Raw genomic sequence first — 17,443 nt, 5'->3', positions numbered from 1 at the left:
TTCCGCTTCCCACCCAATTCCGGCGATACAGACAACAATGTCCCACAACCTTCGCAAACCAAACCTACTCCACCAAACTCCCCGCGGCTTGCTCCCAAAAGTGCAGCAGGCCCTGACTGAAGCTTAAGGGCACAAAGGCGACGCAGGTGGTTTCATCGACCACGTGCAGGCGGACGTTGACATGGTCTATGATCGTCGCTGCGCTGCATCCGGCGGCGAAAGTGGGGCTTTCGGCGTCGAACACGCCGCCTTCCATCAGGAGCGTGCGCCAGCCTTTGCCCGATAGGCGGATGCGGACGATGCCGCCGCCGATGGCGGTCACCGCGCCGTCATCGGACAATATGGCGGACAGTGCCGACGCATCGCCCTCGACCAGCCAGACCGTGGGTTCAAAACGGATCAGGCGCAGCGCATCGCTGCCGTCCGAACGGCCCATATGGGGTAAGGCAAAGCCGCAGGTCGCTTCGAATCGCTTGGCCACAGTCGCTGGGTTGCTCCAGATTTCAAACACATGCAGCGGGGCGGCGGGCAGGGTGGAGATTGTCAGTTCAGTCACGGTAACGCTCCCCTGCGGCATCATAGAAATGCGGGGCCACAACGCGCACCCGCGCCTGTTGCCCGCGTGTGGGGGAGCTTGCGATCAGGATTTCCCCATGCCGCGAAAAGCCCTCGGTCAATTGGCCAAGCGCAACCGACCCGCCCGTCACGATGCGGAACGCCGCCGCGCTGACATGGCCTTGCGGTGACGCGCCCTCGCTGGGGATCAGCATCGCGCCTTCCGGAATGTCGCCCGCAATCGCCTCCAACCCGACCAATTGCCGCCGCCCGGTTTCGGACAAGGCAGGGCGCGACAGGCCCGATGCGCCGATATACCCGCCCGCCTTATTAAGCATCTTGTCGAGCGCCAGATCATGCGGCGTCATGCGTCCATCGACCTCGCCGCCAACGACCAAATGGCCCTTTTCAATGCGCAGAAACTCCATCGCCTCAAGCCCGTATAACGTGCCGCCTTGGGCGAAGACTTCGCTTTCACAGGCGACCCAGACGGCTTCTGCTTGGCTGGCATCGACATAGATTTCAAAGGCGCGTTCGCCGCTGTAGCTGGCGGCCAAGATGATGACCGGAACGCCCGCGATTGCCGCCGGAACGGTTGACATGTGGCGTGGTGGCTCTGCACCGATTAAGGCGGTGAGTACCGCTTTCGCCTGTGGCCCAGCAATGGCAATACCAGCATAATGTTCCTGCACATTGACGGCAGAGACACGCAAATGTGGGCACAGAAATTGGCGGACATAAGAGATATGCGTCGCCATGCGGTCTGCGCCGCCGGTGGAGCTGGTGAGCAGATAGCGGTTTTCGTCAAGCCGCCACACGGTGCCATCATCAAAGACAATGCCATCTTCGCGCAGCATGAAGGTGTAGCGGCCACGCCCGACGGCCAGTTTGCTTATTGTGGTGGCGCAGATGATGTCGAGGAAAGCGGCAGCATCGGGGCCGCTGACTTCAAATTTGGCGAGCGTTGACACATCGGTCATCCCGACATTGTTGCGCACGGCCTTTGCCTCACGCAGCGCAGCTTGCGCCAAACTTTCGCCGCTTATGGGGTACGCGCGCGGGCGGAACCAGTAACCCAATGGCTGCCAAATCGGGTTCTTTGCCGCATGGAGTTCATATAATGCAAGGCGGCGGATATGCGCGCCTGCATCTTTCGCGCCAGCACCCGCGATCAAGCCCATCGTGACCGGCGTATAAGGGGGACGGAATGTGGTCAAACCGGCTTCGGGAATGGCGACGCCCTGTTTCTGTGCCAGACGCCCCAAAGCGGCCATATTGCTGAGCTTACCCTGATCGGTGGCCATGCCCAAAGTGGTGTAGCGTTTGAGATGCTCAACCGAGCGATAGCCCTCGGCCCAAGCGAGATCGACATCGGCCAATGTCACATCATTTTGGAAATCGATGAAGCTTTTCTTAGGGCTGGAAACGGGTACCATTTTGAATATCGCTTGCGGCTCTGCGGCCCCGCCGATGGTCGTCACATTCTGGCGCGAACTGACGGGGATGAAGGCTTGCGCATCTTCATTCCAATCAAGCGTCCCGCCCGCTTGCATGTGCAGGTGAACAACAGGCGTAAACCCGCCGGACACAGCAAGCAGATCGGCATCCCAGTCCATCGTCTTGCCATCGACCAGCGCCTGCACGCTTTTCAGGCAATGCCGCGCGCCTTGAGTCGAAAGCGGAACGGCGTTGTTGTAAACGCGATGACCGCTGTTGGCACCCGCAGGGGCTGGCCGTGCGTCGAGGATCGCAGCAATCTGCGCGCCTGCATCTTTTAGCGCCTCCGCGCTTTTATAGGCATCGTCATTGTTGGTTGCGATCACGACGCGTTTGCCGGGAACGACGCCAAACCGCCGGACATAAGTGCGCACAGCTTGCGACAGCATGACGCCGGGGCGGTCATTATGGGCAAAGGCCATGGGCCGCTCAATGCTTCCGGTGGCGAGAATGACTTGGCCTGCGCGGACATGCCATAGACGTTGCGCCACATCGTGTGTGGGGACTTGCCCCGGCTCCGATATGCGCTGCGTCAGGGTGACGAGGTCATGTTCCCAATAGCCCGAAGCCGTGGTGCGTGTGAGGATGATGCCCCCTGCGGCGCGGATGCGGGCGGCGGTGGCGTTGGCCCAAGCTGCATCCTGCTCCTGGGAATCGCGCAGCAACGACGGGGCGAGAATATGGTCCTGTTCGACCAAGATGACGCGCTTGCCGCCTTCGGCAGCGTCGAGCGCGGCCTGCATACCTGCGGGGCCAGCGCCGACGACCAAGACATCACAAAAGGCCGCACGCTGGCTGAAACGGTCGGGGTCCGTAAGCGTGGGTGCATTGCCAAGGCCGGCCGCTTTGCGGATAAAATATTCGTAGAACATCCATTTTTTGGCCGAACCAAAAAAGGTTTTATAGTAAAAACCGGCGGACAAAGCAGGCGCAGCGAGGCCCAAAGCCGCCCCGACATCGAACGACAAATTTGGCCAGCGGTTCTGGCTTTTGGCGACAAGGCCTTCATAGACGAAAACATCGGTCGCGCGGGTATTGGGCTCCGCTCTGCCACCTTCGCCGACGGTGACGAGCGCGTTAGGCTCCTCAATCCCTGCGGTCATGATGCCGCGTGGGCGGTGATATTTGAAGCTTCGGCCGACAAGGCCAATGCCGTTGCGCAACAATGCCGCCGCCAGCGTGTCGCCTGCCTGCGCGGTATAGACTTTACCATCAAAGCGGAAGTTGATCATGATAAAGCCTCTGGCCCGATGGCGCGGCAGCCGGAAATTTCATTGGTGACGCGGTGGCGCGTCAAAACCATCCATGCCCGGCAGCCATAAGTGTGTCGCCAGATTTCGTCATCCACGCCGCGCGGATTATTGCGGGTGAAAAGCTTTGCCATGGCCTCTTCTGTCGGCGCGTTCAGCGGGACGACGGAATCCAATGTGCGTTCATAGATAAATTCGGATTGCGTGCGTGGGCCGCAATGGGGGCAGGGGATGCGCATCATTAGCGGCTATTCGGCATGGGACCGCTCCCCGTTTCATCAATAGTTGCGCCGCGTTCAAAGCGATCAAGCGAGAAGGGTGCATTCAGCGCATGCGGCTTTCCCGTCGCAAGCGTGTGGGCATAGGTATAGCCGGACGCGGGTGTCGCTTTAAAGCCGCCATAGCACCAACCACCGTTGAGAAAGAGGTTCCTGACCGGCGTTTCGCCAATGATCGGCGCGCCATCAAAACTCATATCGGTAACCCCGCTCCACGTTCGCACCATGCGCAGGCGGGATAACGCAGGCACGAGCGCAAGGCCTTGCGCCACAGCGCCTTCCATAACCATCGGGTTGCCGCGCTGGGCATAGCTTGGCCAATTATCCGGGTCGCCGCCAAAGACGACGCCGCCCTTGTCCGACTGGCTGATATAGCAATGCAAGGATTGGGACATGATCACGCTGTTGATCATCGGCTTGACCCCTTCGGTCACCATGGCTTGCAGGGTTTGGGATTCAATCGGCAGTTTTAGGCCGGCCAAGCCCGCGACATGGCCGCTATTGCCTGCAACGCAAATGCCGACGCGCCCCGCGCCAATGCGGCCGCGTGTTGTCTCCACGCCAACCACGGCGTCGCCATCGCGCACATAGCCTGTGACTTCGCATTTTTGAATAATGTCGACGCTCAGGCTGTCCGCGCCGCGCGCATAGCCCCAGGCAACCGCATCATGCCGTGCGGTGCCACCCCGGCGCTGGATCAGACCACCCTGAATGGGGAAGCGCGCATCGCGCGACATATCCAAAAGCGGCTCAAGCTTTGCCACCTGATCACGGGTCAGCAGATCGGCATCAATCCCGTCACAGCGCATCGCGTCGCCGCGCTCGGCCAGCTTGACCATATCGGCGTCGCTATGACCGAGGAACATCGCGCCACGCGGGCTGAACATGACGTTGTAATTCAATTCATCGCTGAGGCCATGCCAAAGCTTCAGGCCAAATTCGAAGAGATTATGCAACGGTTCAAGCCGATAATTGGACCGCACAATCGTCGTATTGCGTCCGGTATTTCCGCCGCCAATCCAGCCTTTTTCCAGAACGGCAATATTCTTCAGACCATGAACCTTCGCCAGATAATAAGCCGTTGCCAGCCCATGGCCACCGCCGCCGATGATAAGGATATCATAATGCGATTTGGGCTCTGGGTCGCGCCATGCTGGCTGCCAATGCTTTTGCCCGTTTAAGGCGCCGCGCAGCAGGCTGAAGGCTGAATATCGGCTCATGCGATCGGCATCCACCCACGCTTTTCACGCCAATCCTTTTCAAGACCGTCAAAGCGCGACAGCTTGAGAAGGTCGATATTGGTAAAGGAGCATGCGCCATCAATCACCAGATCGCGGATCGCATGACCCGATGCTGGCGACAGGCCAAAGCCAACGCTGGACATCGATGCGACAACGACATTGTCGGGGCTGGTTAGGCGGTCGATGATTGGACGGCCATCAGGCGAATTTTCAATCACGCCCGCCCAACTGCGAATGACGTTGAGATGCGCGGCCTTGGGCAGCAGTTCGGCCACCCTTTTGGCAAGGTTGCGCGCCAATGGTGTGGAGGGCCGCGCCGCCGGACCATCTGCGTCCACATCGAGCCATTCATGCGGACCGCCGCCATAGGCCAGATTGCCGCGCAACGTCTGACGGCCATAAATCTTATGCCCATCGACGCCGCCCAGCGGCATCATGGGGGCAGGCTCAGTAATGATCATTTCCGCGCGCGCGGCGGCCAGAGGCACATCAACCCCCAATTGCGCCATCAGCTGGGGGATTTGCGGCCCGGCGGCGACGACAACAGCATCGCACCCATAAGTCGCATTTCCCGTCTTCACCGCAGTAACCTTGCCACCAGCGGTTTCAAAGCCCGTGACTGGGCTGTGCTGAATGATTTTGCCACCTAAGTCTTGCAGCGCCCAGGCATAAGCCTGAACCGTGCGTTGCGGGTTGGCATGGCCGCCAAATTTATAGTGCACGCCGCCAAAGCAATTGTCGCCCGCCAGCGGAACGGCCTCTTGAACTTGCTTGACGTCAAGCAGCTCGACCGGGTGGTTGAGGCGGGTGTGGCGTTCGGCAATGAAGCGATATTGGTCCCACTGACGTTCCGTCATCGCGATCAGGATGCGGCCCTTTTGATGTTCCGTCGGGTAGCCGAGTAGCGCATCCATTTGCGGCCAAAGCCGCTGTTCTTCATCGAACAAGGGGCTGGAATAATGGGATGCACCGCCGCCGTTGCGTCCGGAGGCTTCCCAGCCGACAATGAACTTGTCGAGCACAGTGACCTTCACACCGGACTTGGCCAGCCACCAGCCTGCGCTGAGACCCGTAACGCCACCGCCGACGATGACTACCTCTGAGCCGCTCATGTATACATCCCCGTGTAGAGCATCTCGCGATGCGCATCCTGATATTCTGTGCCGATATCTTCGACGGGCACCCATTGGGTTGGAATGCCGAACCAGACATCCCATGCCGCATCCATTGCTGCAGGCTCATCCCATTCCGCCAATATTTTGAGCGGCAGAGGGCGCACGGGTGCGCGGTGCGAGGCAAGCGGAATAGTGCCAAATGGCTTGTCCGATTCAATGGCCAGCATCATCGCCACCTGATCGCGGCAGCGACGACCCTGACACACACCCATGCCAGAGCGCGTCAGCCGCTTGATTTGGTCTGGGTTGGCCGGGCCATCGTTCAGCAGCGTGTCAAGCGAGCGGGCTTGAATCGCCGCCGGGCGAGGCAAATAATTGGGCGGCTGAATGCCGATCAGATCTGCGAGTGTGACTTCCTCACATTGGCAGATGATTGTATCGGGCGCATTGACGCGCAGCGCCGCACGCACCCAATCCATCCGATAGGCGACATGGTCAAAACCAGTGTCGGGCAGGCCAGCGCACAGGCCAACGGCTGTTACATTTGGCTCTCCTGCCGGAATATATCCACCCCGCGCTGGGTCCAGCGCCCTTGGGCCATGCATGGCATCGACCAGCTCAATTGAGGGGACAAGGCCAATGGCGACACATACGGTATCACAGGCAATGTTGGTTCCATCGGTCAGGGTGATGGATTCGATCCCATCCAGCCCGCCTTTGCTTGCAGCTATGCTCTGCCCATAATATATGGCAATGCCTGCGGACGTAATCTTATTGATCAGCGCAGCGTCGCCTTGCGGGGCATCGCGCACTTCAACCAAGCCAGCCACATCCAGCCCATGCGCAACCGCCAGAATCGCGGTTTCGAGCGCCAAGTCATGCGACCCCAAAATGGCGATGCGCCGCCCGGAAAAGGCGCCATAGCGCGACAGCAACATCTGCAAGGCGGCTGCGCCCATCACACCAGGCTGGTTCCATCCGGGAAAGGCAATGGCAAGGTCGCGTGCGCCTGTTGCTAGCACAATCCGGTCAAAGCCGACCAGCCAAGAGCGTTCTGCATCGGCAAGGCCGACAACTTGCTCTGGCAAGCTCTGCACGCCCGGCCCGTTGCGATACACGCCCCAAGCGGTGGTGCCGAGAAGCAGTTCAACACCGGCGTCCATTGCCTTTTCAAGATCAGGCATGCTCATGAAAATGACTTCAAGCATCCGGTCTGTATTCTGTGTCGCGGCCGTCATCCGACCCCCGAAATAGAGCGGGGTATCATTGCCCATTAGCGCGCCGGACACCGGATTTTCATCCACCAGAAGAACCGAAGCTCCGCTGGCTGCGGCTTCGATAGCGGCAGTAATGCCGCTTGGCCCCGCGCCAATGACAACAAGGTCATATGTGGCTTCAGGTGCGCTTTGTGTGCCATTGACGGCGCACACATCAGTTCCGGTAAAGTTCAGATCCATCAAACTGCTTCCAATGCCTGTTTCAAGTCGCCGATAAGATCGTCGACATGTTCCAACCCGACCGATAGCCGCATCGTGCCATCGGTTATCCCGCCTTCCAATCGCTGTTCACGCGCGACTGCATAATGCGTTGTGCTCGCCGAATGGCAGATCAATGTCTCTGACCCGCCAAGGCTGACCGCCAATTTCAACAGCTTGAGCTGATCCAGCATCCGGAACGCCTCAGCCTCGCCGCCATGCAGATGGAAGGAAAAGGTCGATCCCGCAGCCTTGCACTGTCGATCATACACGGCGCGCTGTCGCGACCCTTCGGGCAGAAAACCCAAATAGGTGACACCGGCGACCTTTGGGTGATCGCGCAGATATTCGGCGACACAGCGCGCATTGCTCATGGCCCGTTCAGTTCGCACGGCGACTGATTCCAACGACCGAAGCACCAACCAAGCCGTGAAGGGATCAAGATGATTGCCCCAAGTTGTCCGTTGCAGCTTGAGCTGATCAATCAGTTCCTTACGGCCCGAAATCCCGCCAGCCAGCAAGTCGCTATGACCGCCGCAATATTTGGTGAGCGAGGTAATACACAGATCGACACCCTGTTCAATCGGCCGCTGCGCAAAGGGACCAAGCAGCGTATTGTCGACCACCACAAGCGGGCGATGTCCGTGTTTTGCACCAATGTCATCGGCAATACGAACCATCAGGTCGAGATCAACAATCGCCGCAGTGGGGTTGGCGGGTGTTTCAGCAATGATAAGCTTTAAAGGACCCTTTGCGATCGCTGCATCGGCTGCGGCCCAGACATGATCTTCATCCGTGCCGTCCAGATAGGCGGTCACATGCGATCCGAATTGCGGCATCATGACATTGTAGAGAAAGTCTACCCCGCCATAAATTGGCCGCCCATGCAGAACGCTATCGCCTGCGCGCATATGTGCAAGCGCAATGCTGGAGTGCGCGGCCATACCGCTGCAATAGGCCACGGCATCTTGCGCGCCATCAATGGCGGCAAGCCGAGCTTCCAGAAAATCCAGACCGGGATGGCCAAGCCGCGAATAGATATGGTTGGTTTGCCCAACCAGCGGCCCAGTGCCGTCAAAATAGGCCTCATGCACATATTTGGCATGCTGCGCCGATGGATAGACGAATGTCGATGTCATGAAAATCGGTGGTTTGACTGACCCCATCCCCATTTCAGGGTCATAGCCATACGCAACCGCAAGCGTTTCGGGACGCAACCCCTTGATGTTATCCTTTGCCATGGGTCGCAATATAGTCACGGGCCTTGTCACAATAATAGTCGGTAAAACGCTGTGCCAGCATTTCGGCTTCTTGCGAATAAGGGCCTGGTGTGTAGCCGAGGCTGTTGACGCCAAGTTGATTGTTCTCGGCCAGCGCCTTGTCTTCCAAATTGGTGACGGTCCATAACGCGATGAGTTTTTCCACATCATAATCGACGCCTTCAACGGCGTCCTTATGCACATACCACTTGCCAGTGACGTGGGTTTCGTTGGGACCAACGGGCATGGCGCTGAACATGAAAGCATGGTCTGCTGTGCAGTGGACAAAGCAGTGCGGGTCAACCGCCCAGCGCATCGAACCGATATCGCCGCCATTGGCGTCACACATTAGCTTTTTGGACAGATGCTGGCCATCGCCGGATATCGAAACGCAGCCTTCATTCAACGCAAAGCGCGCGATTTGCCAATAATGGCCCTCAACCGGGGTTTGCGGCAGGCCAAGCGCGTCCATTTGAGCTTCAAACGCGACAACGCGTTCATCATGGCCGCTGTCAAAATGCTTTGACATGCCGACGGGAAATGTCTTCGACAATTCTGGATGACCGGTGCTGCAATGATAGCATTCCCGGCCATTTTCCATCACCAGTTTCCAATTGGCATTTTCGACCAGAACGCTTTCATACGCTAGCTTTGCATCTTTCAGATTATGCGGCGCGGCATATTCGGTCAGTTTTGCACGGAAGTCGTCAATTGGCGGCGGCGTATCCGACAGGCAAATAAAGATCGTGCCCGATATGCATTCAATCGCAACAGGTTTTAGGCCATGTTCGCTTTTGTCGAAGCTGCTGTCCATCCGGCCAGCTGCGAATAAGGAGCCGTCAAGATCATAGGTCCAACGGTGATAGGGGCAGACCAACTTTGGCGTTGTGCCACTGCCAAGTGCGCAAATCATGGAGCCGCGATGGCGGCAACTATTGTGAAACGCGCGGATCGTGCCTTCCTTGTCCCGCGTGATAACCACAGGCCATTTGCCGACCATCATGGAGATGTAACTGCCTGCTTTTGGCAATTCGCATTCCATACCGGCCATCAACCAGCTTTGGCCGAAAATCGCGGCCATATCAAAATCAAAGCTCTCGGCTTGGGTATATAAAGCCTGGGGCAAGGTATGCCCTTCACGACGCTGTTCAAAAAGCGCGCTTATCCGCTGCAAATCCATGATGGGGCCTTTATGCAAATCTTTCCAAGACGGGAATGGGCCAGATATGAAAACGAATAAAATCGCATTTTCGCATAGCCCTATGTCAAAATGTCGGGCTATGGTGTGGGTACAAATTTGCGCGCAGTTGAAAGGTCGAGACCATATCCAATCGTAGCACTATTAACCGTCGCTGGTTGCCATTAAATGCCCTGCGCGCGTTTGAAGCGGTCGGGCAGAATCTCAGCTTTACCGGGGGTGCGTCGGCTCTTTCGGTGTCGCAAAGTGCGATGAGCCGTCATGTTGGCGGGCTTGAGGAACTGCTGGGCAAGCAATTGTTCCTGCGCGACGCGTCGCGGCTTTCGCTCACCGCGGCCGGCGAAGAATTGTTGCCGGTGGTGAGCAAATGCCTCGACCGGATCGAGCAAACGATGAATTCCATTCGCGATGATGAGGTGACGGGCCGGTCACTGCGGCTGCATGTGCCGCCGTCGCTGCTGCAACAATTGTTCCTGCCGATGCTCCGCGATTTTCACGTTGAACATCCCGATTTGCGCCTTGATGTTTCAAGCGCGCATGTGACGGGACTGCCCTCAACGGATTTAGACATGGCGATTGTGTATGACCGGCCCAATGTCGATGACCGGATTACCGACCTTCTGTGGATGGTACGCGTCGCGCCGCTATGTTCGCCAGCAACAGCAGCCAGTAGTCAGGGTAAGTCACTGGAGGCGTTTTTGAAAAGTGAGGAGCTTTTGCACCTCAAACTGGATGGCGAGCCGCGCGACCTGTTGTGGATGGCCTATCTTCGGCAGAGCCAGTTGGCGGTCGCCACGCATGGTGGCCTTGCCTTCGACACCACGATTGCGGTTGCGCAATATGCCATGGCAGCCAATGGCGTCTTTTTGGGCGATATTGATATGTTCGCGCAGGAAATTGCCGATGGGCGGCTCGTGATGCCCTATGACGCGGTGATTGAAGACGGCTATGGTTATTATCTGAAACTCCACGCCGATGATCTGGCGGACCCCGCGATTTCGATGCTCCGAAGCTGGTTAATCAGCCGGTTTGGGGCATTGCGGCAAGCGCCGCGTCCGCGCGCGCCAGACTGATCAAGCGAAGGCCGGATTTTTGAGCGATGTTGATCGCTAGATCGGTCGCAGCCGAAATCGTCACAAGCATTGGGCAGTTAGCAAGGATTGCCTTTTGCACCAGTTCAAGGCTGCAGCGCGCGGTCAGGATGATAAAGCCGGCAGAGACATTGATGTCCGCGCTGGCAAGTGCACCAATTAACTTGTCGAGCGCATTATGACGGCCAACATCCTCGCGCGTCATCAGGATGGAGCCATCGGGCGCGCAAAATGCCGCCGCATGTGCAGATCCTGTATCGGCATTCAACGTCTGGTGCGACCCCAATGCCGATAGCGCCGAAAAAATCGCCGCATCGGCGACTGCAATCTGCGCCGTTACACGCGGCAAAGGGCGCATGACTTCGTCGAGATTGTCCATGCCACACAGGCCGCAGCTACTTTCCGAGACGCGCTGACGGGCGCGGGCGAACACTTTCTCGGCATTTTTCTGCGGCACCTGAATGCGCAATATCCAGCCCAATTCAGACTTATGGGCGTCGAGGGCCAGAATATCGCTTGGGCGCTCAATCAAACCTTCGGACAGGCTGAACCCCACGGCATAGTCCTCAAGGTCAATCGGCGTGGCCATCATCACGGCATAGCCGATACCATTATATTCAATAGCGATGGGTGCTTCGGATATGACGGCGCGCTCTATAACTTCGGCCGAACCATGACCGGGTTTAAGCACCGCAAAGCGTAGAGGTTTCGCGCCGTGTTCAACCGTCATTTTGCGCTTCGGCCAGCAAGCGAATGGCAGCCGCAGCAACCGGCGACAGGCCATCGGTCCCGTGGGCAAAAATCATCTTTTTCATCCGCGGGTCCCAGAATGTCTGGATATGGTCGGCGACCGCAGCAACGGGCGCAGCGTCGGTTGCCAGATTGGTCGCAATCTGGTTCGCCATGTGGATCAGGCGCTCCACACTGTTCATTCGGCAGCAATCCCGGTTTCGACGCGACGCGCGCGTGCCGACAAAGCCTCATATTCTTCCTGCCACTCGGTTGGTCCGTTTGAGGCGCTGATTTGAACCGCCGTGACTTTGTATTCGGGGCAATTGGTCGCCCAGTCGCTATAGTCAGTGGTCACAACATTGGCCTGCGTTACCGCATGGTGGAATGTCGTATAGACAACGCCTGGGGCAACACGGTCGGTCACATTGGCACGCAACGTGGTCTCGCCCGCGCGGCTCGCCAGCTTCACCCAATCCCCCGATTTGAGGCCGCGATCTTCGGCATCCACGGGGTGGATTTCGAGCAAATCTTCGGGATGCCACGCAACATTCTCGGTCCGCCGTGTTTGCGCGCCAACATTATATTGCGATAATATCCGCCCGGTGGTCAGCAATAACGGGAAACGTGGGCCAGTTTTCTCATCGGTCGGGACATAATCGGTCACAACAAACTTGCCCTTGCCGCGCACAAAGCCATCAATGTGCATGATAGGTGATCCGTCAGGCGCGTCGGCGGTCACTGGCCATTGCAGCGAGCCAACCTCATCCAACCGCGCAAAGGATACGCCTGCAAAGGTTGGCGTAAGCCGCGCGATTTCGTCCATGATTTCGGACGGGTGGCTATAGTTCCAATCCAGCCCCATCGCTTGCGCGAGCCGCTGCGTGACTTCCCAATCCTCCAACCCGTTCATGGGGGTCATCACCTTGCGCACGGGTTGAATGCGGCGTTCGGCATTGGTGAAGGTGCCGTTCTTTTCCAAAAAGGTCGATCCGGGCAGAAAGATATGCGCGTAATTTGCGGTTTCATTGAGGAAAAGGTCGTGGACAATCACACATTCCATCGCCGCAAGCCCTGCGGACACATGGGCTGTGTTTGGATCGGATTGCAGGATGTCTTCGCCTTGGCAATATAGCGCCTTGAACACCCCATCGACCGCCGCGTCGAGCATGTTGGGAATGCGCAGGCCGGGTTCCGGATCCAGCGTCACGCCCCAATCATTTTCAAACAAGGACCGCGCGTTATTGTCGCTGATGTGGCGATATCCGGCAAGCTCATGCGGGAAGCTGCCCATGTCGCACGCGCCTTGGACGTTGTTCTGGCCGCGCAGCGGGTTCACACCAACGCCCCTGCGACCAATATTGCCCGTTGCCATGGCCAAATTGGCGATGGCCATTACGGTTGAGCTGCCTTGGCTATGCTCCGTGACGCCCAAGCCATAATAGATCGCACCATTACCACCTGTGGCATATAAACGGGCTGCTGCGCGCAGGTCTTCGGCATCGACCAAAGTGACTGGCTGCAGATTTTCGGGGCTGTTGCGGGCTTGCGAAACAAATTCGGCCCAATGGCTATATTCGTCCCAATCGCACCGTTCGCGAATGAAGGCTTCATCCACCAGACCTTCGGTCACAATGACATGCGCCATTGCGGTCAGCACCGCGACATTGGTGCCGGGGCGTAAGGGCAGATGATGCTGCGCCTCGATATGCGGCGAACGCACAATGTCGGTCCGGCGCGGGTCGATGACGATAAGCTTTGCGCCGGGACGTCCGTCCTGTCCGCGCAAACGGCGTTTCATCCGGCTGGCGAAAACGGGGTGGCCATCGGTGGGGTTTGCGCCAATGATTAAGATGACATCACTGTCTTCGACGCTGTCAAAATCCTGCGTCCCTGCGCTGGTGCCAAAGGTGGTTTTGAGGCCATATCCAGTCGGTGAATGACAGACACGGGCGCAGGTATCGACGTTGTTATTGCCGAAACCCGCACGCACAAGTTTTTGCACAAGGAAGGTTTCTTCATTGGTGCACCGGCTTGACGTGATGCCGCCAAGGGCATTGCGGCCGTATGTCGCGCTAATCCGTTTCAGTTCGGACGCGGTATAGGCAAAGGCCTCGTCCCATTCGACCTCGCGCCACGGGTCGCTGATCGACTTGCGGATCATCGGCTTCAGGATGCGTTCCTGATGCTGGGCATAGCCCCAAGCAAAGCGGCCCTTGACGCAGCTATGGCCGCGATTGGCTTTCCCGTCTTTATAAGGGACCATCCGGACCAATTGCTCGCCGCGCATTTCGGCGCGGAAGGTGCAGCCAACACCGCAATAAGCGCAGGTCGTCAAGACACTGCGTTCCGGTGTGCCGACTTCAACAACTTTTTTCTCGACCAACGTCGCTGTGGGGCAGGCTTGCACACAGGCACCGCACGAAACGCATTCTGAACCCATGAAATTGTCGCTCACGAACCCTGCGGAGATCTTGGAGTCCCAACCCCTGCCTTCCATGGTCAGCGCAAGCGTACCTTGCACTTCATCACAGGCGCGGATGCAACGGGAGCAGGCAATGCACTTGCTGGGGTCGAAATCGAAATAGGGGTTGGACTGATCTTTTGCCTGCCCCAGATGTGTTGACTGCACATCATAACGCACATCGCGCAAGCCAACGGCACCTGCCTGATCCTGCAATTCGCAATCCCCATTGGCGGCGCAGGTCAGACAATCGAGCGGATGGTCGGAAATATACAGTTCCATCACGCCCTTACGCAATTTCGCCAGTTGCGGGGTTTGCGTGCGGACAACCATGCCCGGTTCAACAGGCGTTGTGCAACTTGCAGGCGTGCCCCGGCGGCCGTCAATTTCGACAAGACACAAGCGGCATGAGCCATAGCTTTTGACGCTGTCCGTCGCGCATAATTTGGGAATGGACGTGCCTTGTTCGGCCGCCGCGCGCATGACGCTGGTACCAGCGGGCACAGTGACATCACGGCCGTCGATAGTCAGCGACACCGCCTCGTCCGAGCGACTTTCCGGTGTTCCGAAATCTTTTTGCGGCTGGTATGTCATGTCTCTACCTACCTTATACTTATGTGCGATTGTTGCGCAGCATATTGCGCAAGTTCCAAAGGCGTGTTCAAATTGTGAAATATATCCGAAGCTATGATGGCTTGCGCGCCGGTTAATGTGATCCAGCTTCGCATTGAAAGATTATCCTGATTGCGCAGATGCCTGTCAAGAACAGGTGCAAGCGCAACGGGCCACACTCCGAACAGATAATGCCCGTCGATATAGACAGCACATCCATCAGGCAGATTGCGCGGCAATTCCGGCACAGGGACGACGTCGCAGCCAGCGGTAACAACAGCATCAAAGCCGTTTTGTTGGGCATATATAAAAGCGGCATTCAGGCCGCCGAGCGGACCCATATCGGCAAAGGGGGCGTCGTCCACGCCATCCATTCCGGGCCATACACGCCCGCAGACAATGATCTTGTCGACCTGTTTGCGCAATCCATCGGCAACATGTTCAATCAACGGGCGACCGTTCAATACAGCGGCTGCCTTGTCGCTGCCAAAGCGGGTTGCCTTGCCACCGGCAATGATCGCTCCCAGCCTTCTCACCGGAAATCCTCCGGAAAATGCTTGATGGCGCTCATGACCGGATAAGGTGTGAAGCCACCCATAGCGCAGAGCGATCCGAACTTCATGGTTTCGGACAGATCGGCAAGCAGCGCGAGATTCGCCTCGACATTTTTGCCTGCAATAATCTGGTCAATCGTCTCGACGCCGCGCGTGCTGCCCAAGCGGCAAGGCGTACATTTTCCGCAGCTTTCAATAGCGCAAAATTCCATCGCAAAGCGCGCCATTTGCGCCATGTCGACGGTATCGTCGAACACCGTGATACCAGCATGGCCGACCAACGCATCGGCAGCAGCAAAGGCTTCGTAATCAAGCGGTAGATGAAATTGCGCAGGCGGTATGTACGCGCCCAATGGTCCGCCGACTTGCACACAGCGAACCGGACGGCCACTCGCTGTGCCGCCGCCGATATCATTGACCAGTTGACCCAGCGTGATGCCGAAGGCCACTTCGTAAAGCCCGCCATGCCGCACATTGCCTGCGATTTGGACGGGCATTGTGCCTTTGGATCGGCCCGCACCAAATGCGGCATAAGCGTCACCGCCATGCGTCAATATCCATGGAACAGCGGCAAGCGTCAGCACATTGTTAACGGCTGTAGGCTTGCCAAAAAGCCCTTCCAGCGCGGGCAGTGGCGGCTTGGCGCGCACCTCGCCCCTTTTGCCTTCAAGGCTGTTCAGCAGCGATGTTTCCTCTCCGCAGACATAGGCGCCTGCGCCGACGCGGACTTCGACGACAAATGGCGCAACCAAATGGGCCGAAAGCTTGATAGCGGCTTCCATCTTGGCGATCGCATGCGGATATTCGGAGCGGATATACACATAGCCCTTGTTAGCCCCGACCGCGAAACCGGCAATTGCCATGCCTTCAATTAGCATGAAGGGGTCGCCCTCCATCACCATACGGTCGGCAAAAGTGGCGCTGTCGCCTTCGTCGGCATTACAGACGATATATTTCTGGTCATTATGGGCACGCGCGACCGTCTGCCATTTTATGCCTGCGGGAAAACCCGCGCCGCCGCGACCGCGCAGACCCGATGTGATAACCGTCGCAATTGTGGCTTCGGCACCCATTTCGCCGGCTTTTGCTAACCCAAGCCAACCTTCCGTTGCGTAATAATCGTCGAGCGAAAGCGGTCGGGTTTTGCCCGCGCGTGCAAAAGTCAGGCGGGTTTGACTTGCGATAAAGCTATGGTCCTCAATGCGACCCAAGGATGGCGCTTTACCGTTCATAATGTCCGCAACCTGATCGGCTGACACCGGGCCATAGCCGACGCCATCAATATCGACCAATGGCTCCAGCCATTGCATACCCCAGCTAGAAACGCGCTCGACCGCAACGCCCGCTGCGATAAACGCAGCCGCAACCTCGTCCGCGCCGCAGGCGATTGCCACCGCATCGTCAGATATCCGGACGGTCACATCGCTTCCAATATTGTTTTGAACTTGGCACCGTCCAAACGGGCATAGACTTTATCGCCAACCATCGCAGATGGACCAACCGCGCATAATCCAAGGCAATATATAGCCTCCACTTTTATGCGATTTTGACTTTCGGCAATCGGGACCAACGCCTCTACGCCGCGTGCCTTGCAGGCTTCGGCCCGGCACAATTTCAAAACGGGCCGGGCTTCAGCTTCTTTGCGGAAATCATGATAGAAGCTGACGACGCCATAAACTTCGGCGCGTGTGAGGTTCAGTGCGCCAGCAATCTCACGCATCGCATCTTCGTTGACATGGCCAAATGCCTTTTGCACGTCATGCAAGATAGGCAGGAGCGGACCCTCTCTATCTTTATGCGCGGTCAAAATGTCAGCGATGGACGCCATTTAGAACACTACTACGCTGCGGATGCTTGTCCCCGCATGCATTAATTCAAACGCTTTGTTGATCTCTTCCAGACCCATGACATGCGTGATCATTGGGTCAATCTCGATCTTGCCGGTCATGTACATATCGACAATCTTTGGCACATCGGTCCGGCCCTTGGCCCCGCCAAAGGCTGTGCCGCGCCAGTTGCGGCCCGTTACCAACTGGAACGGACGCGTCGCAATTTCCTTGCCTGCCTCGGCCACACCAATGATGATGCTCGTGCCCCAGCCACGATGGCAGGCCTCAAGCGCGGT

The 17,443-nt window shown here is 57.7% G+C and carries 15 protein-coding genes and 1 pseudogene; 1 reads left to right on the top strand and 15 read right to left on the bottom strand.

Translation table 11 applies throughout. The features are described 5' to 3' along the window. Positions 1–64 precede the first annotated feature (64 nt). Genes Q0N43_RS10445 through Q0N43_RS10410 form a run of 8 tightly spaced genes read right to left on the bottom strand, consistent with a single transcriptional unit; the run spans position 65 to position 9,868 of the window. A complete protein-coding gene (locus Q0N43_RS10445; RefSeq protein ID WP_295446093.1) occupies positions 65–556 on the bottom strand; it encodes a hypothetical protein in 492 nt (163 codons plus the stop codon). Further along, positions 549–3,284, bottom strand: a complete 2,736-nt coding sequence (locus tag Q0N43_RS10440) for a 2Fe-2S iron-sulfur cluster-binding protein (RefSeq protein ID WP_295446091.1) — start codon at positions 3,282–3,284, stop codon at positions 549–551. Before Q0N43_RS10440 ends, Q0N43_RS10445 begins: the two co-directional genes overlap by 8 nt. Further along, positions 3,281–3,544, bottom strand: a complete 264-nt coding sequence (locus Q0N43_RS10435; RefSeq protein WP_295446089.1) for a sarcosine oxidase subunit delta — start codon at positions 3,542–3,544, stop codon at positions 3,281–3,283. The genes Q0N43_RS10440 and Q0N43_RS10435 overlap by 4 nt, the downstream gene beginning before the upstream one ends. Then, positions 3,544–4,800 (bottom strand): sarcosine oxidase subunit beta family protein, encoded by a 1,257-nt coding sequence (locus Q0N43_RS10430; protein WP_295446087.1) that lies wholly within the window; start codon positions 4,798–4,800, stop codon positions 3,544–3,546. The genes Q0N43_RS10435 and Q0N43_RS10430 overlap by 1 nt, the downstream gene beginning before the upstream one ends. Further along, positions 4,797–5,933 carry an FAD-dependent oxidoreductase gene (locus Q0N43_RS10425; RefSeq protein ID WP_295446085.1) on the bottom strand — a complete coding sequence of 379 codons (1,137 nt, stop codon included), beginning with the start codon at positions 5,931–5,933 and terminating at the stop codon, positions 4,797–4,799. Before Q0N43_RS10425 ends, Q0N43_RS10430 begins: the two co-directional genes overlap by 4 nt. After that, positions 5,930–7,393, bottom strand: coding sequence for an NAD(P)/FAD-dependent oxidoreductase (locus Q0N43_RS10420; RefSeq protein ID WP_295446083.1), 1,464 nt, complete (start codon positions 7,391–7,393; stop codon positions 5,930–5,932). The genes Q0N43_RS10425 and Q0N43_RS10420 overlap by 4 nt, the downstream gene beginning before the upstream one ends. Beyond that, positions 7,393–8,652, bottom strand: coding sequence for an aminotransferase class I/II-fold pyridoxal phosphate-dependent enzyme (locus Q0N43_RS10415; RefSeq protein ID WP_295446081.1), 1,260 nt, complete (start codon positions 8,650–8,652; stop codon positions 7,393–7,395). Before Q0N43_RS10415 ends, Q0N43_RS10420 begins: the two co-directional genes overlap by 1 nt. Then, on the bottom strand, positions 8,639–9,868 hold the full coding sequence (locus Q0N43_RS10410) for an aromatic ring-hydroxylating dioxygenase subunit alpha (RefSeq protein ID WP_295446079.1): 1,230 nt from the start codon (positions 9,866–9,868) through the stop codon (positions 8,639–8,641). The genes Q0N43_RS10415 and Q0N43_RS10410 overlap by 14 nt, the downstream gene beginning before the upstream one ends. A 158-nt stretch (positions 9,869–10,026) precedes the next feature. Between Q0N43_RS10410 and Q0N43_RS10405 the strand changes: the two genes are divergently transcribed. After that, positions 10,027–10,941: a LysR substrate-binding domain-containing protein gene (locus tag Q0N43_RS10405; RefSeq protein WP_295446077.1), complete on the top strand. Its 915-nt coding sequence runs from the start codon at positions 10,027–10,029 to the stop codon at positions 10,939–10,941. Here Q0N43_RS10405 and fdhD read toward each other — a convergent pair. From fdhD to Q0N43_RS10370, 7 genes and pseudogenes are all read right to left on the bottom strand, one after another. Beyond that, complete coding sequence (gene fdhD, locus Q0N43_RS10400; protein ID WP_295446075.1) at positions 10,889–11,689, bottom strand: formate dehydrogenase accessory sulfurtransferase FdhD; 801 nt, start codon at positions 11,687–11,689, stop codon at positions 10,889–10,891. The genes Q0N43_RS10405 and fdhD overlap by 53 nt on opposite strands. Further along, positions 11,679–11,891, bottom strand: coding sequence for a formate dehydrogenase subunit delta (locus tag Q0N43_RS10395; RefSeq protein ID WP_295446073.1), 213 nt, complete (start codon positions 11,889–11,891; stop codon positions 11,679–11,681). Before Q0N43_RS10395 ends, fdhD begins: the two co-directional genes overlap by 11 nt. Beyond that, positions 11,888–14,746, bottom strand: a complete 2,859-nt coding sequence (fdhF, locus tag Q0N43_RS10390) for a formate dehydrogenase subunit alpha (RefSeq protein WP_295446071.1) — start codon at positions 14,744–14,746, stop codon at positions 11,888–11,890. Before fdhF ends, Q0N43_RS10395 begins: the two co-directional genes overlap by 4 nt. Before the next feature lie 8 nt (positions 14,747–14,754). Beyond that, positions 14,755–15,300, bottom strand: coding sequence for a molybdenum cofactor guanylyltransferase (locus tag Q0N43_RS10385; protein ID WP_295446069.1), 546 nt, complete (start codon positions 15,298–15,300; stop codon positions 14,755–14,757). Then, positions 15,297–16,739 carry an NADH-ubiquinone oxidoreductase-F iron-sulfur binding region domain-containing protein gene (locus Q0N43_RS10380; RefSeq protein ID WP_295446067.1) on the bottom strand — a complete coding sequence of 481 codons (1,443 nt, stop codon included), beginning with the start codon at positions 16,737–16,739 and terminating at the stop codon, positions 15,297–15,299. Before Q0N43_RS10380 ends, Q0N43_RS10385 begins: the two co-directional genes overlap by 4 nt. Continuing rightward, positions 16,736–17,146 (bottom strand): NAD(P)H-dependent oxidoreductase subunit E, encoded by a 411-nt coding sequence (locus Q0N43_RS10375; RefSeq protein WP_295446065.1) that lies wholly within the window; start codon positions 17,144–17,146, stop codon positions 16,736–16,738. The genes Q0N43_RS10380 and Q0N43_RS10375 overlap by 4 nt, the downstream gene beginning before the upstream one ends. Continuing rightward, a pseudogene (locus Q0N43_RS10370) lies at positions 17,147–17,443 on the bottom strand (S-(hydroxymethyl)glutathione dehydrogenase); the annotation flags it as partial.

Origin of the sequence: Sphingorhabdus sp. EL138 (assembly GCF_945882965.1) — a bacterium.
Lineage (GTDB): Bacteria > Pseudomonadota > Alphaproteobacteria > Sphingomonadales > Sphingomonadaceae > Sphingorhabdus_B.
The sequence above is the reverse complement of the archived record's forward strand: the minus strand, read 5'-3'. Positions and strand labels throughout refer to the sequence as shown.